The organism is Streptomyces sp. NPDC005799, from assembly GCF_040630525.1.
Classification (GTDB): domain Bacteria; phylum Actinomycetota; class Actinomycetes; order Streptomycetales; family Streptomycetaceae; genus Streptomyces; species Streptomyces griseorubiginosus_B.
This window is the reverse complement of the sequence record NZ_JBEXXQ010000176.1, coordinates 1-2,648: the sequence shown is the minus strand read 5'-3', so window position 1 is coordinate 2,648 and position 2,648 is coordinate 1. Positions and strand designations below refer to the sequence as shown.

4 protein-coding genes and 1 pseudogene are annotated in these 2,648 nt (G+C 67.1%); 3 read left to right on the top strand and 2 right to left on the bottom strand.

Features of this window, described 5'->3' with window-relative positions; translation table 11 throughout:
- Positions 1-397: 397 nt before the first annotated feature.
- From ABZ453_RS50955 to ABZ453_RS50945, 3 genes and pseudogenes are all read left to right on the top strand, one after another.
- Entirely contained in the window at positions 398-901 is a 504-nt protein-coding gene (locus ABZ453_RS50955) for a transposase family protein (RefSeq protein ID WP_359026870.1), read from the top strand.
- Positions 885-1,505 carry an ISAs1 family transposase gene (locus ABZ453_RS50950; RefSeq protein WP_359026868.1) on the top strand — a complete coding sequence of 207 codons (621 nt, stop codon included), beginning with the start codon at positions 885-887 and terminating at the stop codon, positions 1,503-1,505. Before ABZ453_RS50955 ends, ABZ453_RS50950 begins: the two co-directional genes overlap by 17 nt.
- Positions 1,506-1,572: 67 nt before the next feature.
- Positions 1,573-1,854, top strand: a pseudogene (locus ABZ453_RS50945) (IS30 family transposase); the annotation flags it as partial.
- 134 nt (positions 1,855-1,988) lie between these two features.
- On the opposite strand, the gene ABZ453_RS50940 reads toward ABZ453_RS50945, so the two are convergent.
- Together ABZ453_RS50940 and ABZ453_RS50935 are read right to left on the bottom strand one after the other, a co-directional pair.
- A complete protein-coding gene (locus ABZ453_RS50940; protein WP_359026866.1) occupies positions 1,989-2,375 on the bottom strand; it encodes a DDE-type integrase/transposase/recombinase in 387 nt (128 codons plus the stop codon).
- Positions 2,375-2,551, bottom strand: a complete 177-nt coding sequence (locus ABZ453_RS50935; RefSeq protein ID WP_359026864.1) for a hypothetical protein — start codon at positions 2,549-2,551, stop codon at positions 2,375-2,377. Before ABZ453_RS50935 ends, ABZ453_RS50940 begins: the two co-directional genes overlap by 1 nt.
- Positions 2,552-2,648: the final 97 nt, after the last annotated feature.

Sequence of the window (2,648 nt, the reverse complement as noted above, 5' to 3'; positions counted from 1 at the left end):
GGATACGACCTAGACACTCGCATCCTCGCAGGTCAGCGGCACCTTTCTGCTGTCAGGCCGTCAGCTCACCCAATTCCGCTGAATAACCGGGGTTAAGACAGTGTCCTATGTGGTGATCGCTCGTTGGTCTGTGTATGGGGCGGGGTCAGGGGCATTGCGTGATGAGGATTGGTCCGGGTTCGCCGGGTTCGCGGGTGACGTGCCGTCATGTCCGCTGTGTGGCAAGGAACCCAGGGTAGAGCAGGCACGGTGCTGGTGATCATGTGGTTGTCGAGACCCATGAGAACCGAGCGAGACCGTGCCTGCCCGAACATCATCGCCCATCCCTTCCGCACTGGAGCAACTGGGCTCCCTGAGTGATCCCCTTACCTCAAGCGATGTCGTTGACCTGCGATGTTTGTTGATCCTGGTCGCCGATCCCCGCGATGCGCGAGGACTGCGCTATCCGGCCCTCGCGCTGCTGTGCGCAGCCGTCTCGGCGGTGCTGACCGGCGCGCGGTCGCTCATCGCGATCGGTGAGTGGATCACGGATGCCCCACAGCATGTGCTGGGTGTCTTCGGCTTCGCCGTCGACCCGCTTACCGGTCTGTGGCCGGTGCCGCACGCCGCAACCGTGCGGCGCCTGCTGCAGCGTGTGGACGGTGACGCGCTGGACGCGGCGATCAGCGCATATCTGCAGGCCAGAACGCTGTCCCTGGTCAAGCTTGAGGCGGAGAAGGCGCCAGTGCGACGGGTGATCGCGGTCGACGGCAAAGTGGTCCGTGGGTCGCGAACCCGGGCGGCCGCGGCCATCCAACTGCTGGCGGCGATGGATCACCACGGCGTGGTTCTGGCCCAGCGGCAGGTCGCTTCCAAGAGCAACGAGATCCCCTTCCTTCGCGCCGTTGCTGGACAGTCTTGAGCTGGAGAACACAGTGGTGACCGCCGACGCCCTGCACACCCAGCACGACCACGGGGCCTATCTGGCCAGTCGCGGCGCGCACTACATGGCCGTCGTCAAGAAGAACCACCCCTGCTTGTATGCCCAGGTCAGGAAGCTGCCCTGGCGGGACATCCCGCTCGGGCACCGCACTCGCGACCACGCCCACCACCGCGACGAGATCCGCCGGCTCAAGCTCGCCGCGTTCAGCGACCTCGACTACCCCGGCGCCCGCCAGGCGATCCAAGTCGTGGCGTGGCGACGCGACTTGAGCACCGGGAAGCTGACCATCGAGCGCGTCTATCTGATCACCAGCCTGAGCGTCTTCGACGCCACCCCCGCCGAGCTCGCCACCTGGATCAGAGGCCACTGGCGTATCGAAAACCTTCTGCACCACGTGCGAGACCACACGTTCCGCGAGGACGACTCCAAGATCCGCACCGGCAACCTGCCCCGTGCCATGGCCTCCCCGCGCAACCTCGCCATCAGCGTCTTCCGCCAAGACGGCCAGACCAACATCGCCGCCGCCCTCCGCCACACCCGCCGCGACTACCACCGGCCCCTACGAGCCCTCGGTCTCACCTGACAAACCCGAACAGATCTCGATCTTGCAATGACCCTGGGGGCGGTGGGCCTTCACCCGGTCAAGGCCCCACCTGCCCCGCGAGGACGGCTACGGCACGGTTCCCCGGACCAAGAACGGGCCGCCGCTGGCCGGCTACGGGGCGGTGACGATGAAGAACGCGCTGGCGGCCACGGTCGCCACCCTCCCCGGGCAACTATGGCGATCGCTCACCTGGGACCGCGGCAAGGAGCTGTCGGCACACGCCCAGTTCACGATCGAGACTGGCGTCCCTGTCTACTTCGCCGATCCGCACAGCCCCTGGCAGCGCGGCACCAACGAGAACACGAACGGCCTGTTGCGCCAATACTTCCGACTTGTATTGGGGATAGCGGTGTTCGTGATCGGGTTGGCCGCCCGTAACGTGCCGCAGGACGCCGGGCAGGCTGACTCGAGTACTTCCTGCCGCCCGCAAGAGCCTCGGTTGGAAGACGCCTGCCGAAGCCCTCAACGACCATCTACTATCGATGAAATAAGCCCGAGTTGCATCCACTGGTTGAACCTGGTTTGACAGCCGTGGTCCGCGTGATGAATGAGCTGTCCGGGCTCGACCTCGCGAGATGCGAGGGCGTACTCGAGCGTGGACAGCACCAGGTCGGCGCCCGCGCGGGCAGAGGTCTCCCAGGCCACCACCCGCCGGGAGAACGCGTACCGGACCGCGGACAGCCACAACGGGCCCTCGCCGGTCGGGATCATCGTCAGATCGGTGCCCCACAGCCGGTTCGGCGCACTCGCGGTGAAGTCGCGCTGGACCAGGTCCGGGGCTACGGTGGCCTCCCGGCGCGCGAAGCCCTTGCGACGTGGGCTGATGCCTGCGATGTCTGCCTCGCGCATCAGGCGCTCGACCCGCTTGCGGTCTCCTTGATCTGCTCGGTCAGTTCCGCGTCCCGGCGCACGCGTTCGCACGGCTCGTGCTCGGCACGACGCCAGCGGTAGTACGTCGAGGAGGCAATGGAGAGTTCCCGGAGTACGCACTCGACCCCCAGGTGCGGGTGCTCGTCGACGAGCACCCCCCCCCCGGCGGGGGGGGGGGGGGGGAAATACGGCCCCGGGGCCGGGACGGCCGCGGCGGCGCGGGGGGGTGGGGGTTGGCGGGCAGAGAAGTGT

Bases quoted from the DNA above. Each gene is read 5' to 3' on its own strand.
- ABZ453_RS50940 (WP_359026866.1), bottom strand. From the start codon at position 2,375: ATGCGCGAGGCAGACATCGCAGGCATCAGCCCACGTCGCAAGGGCTTC.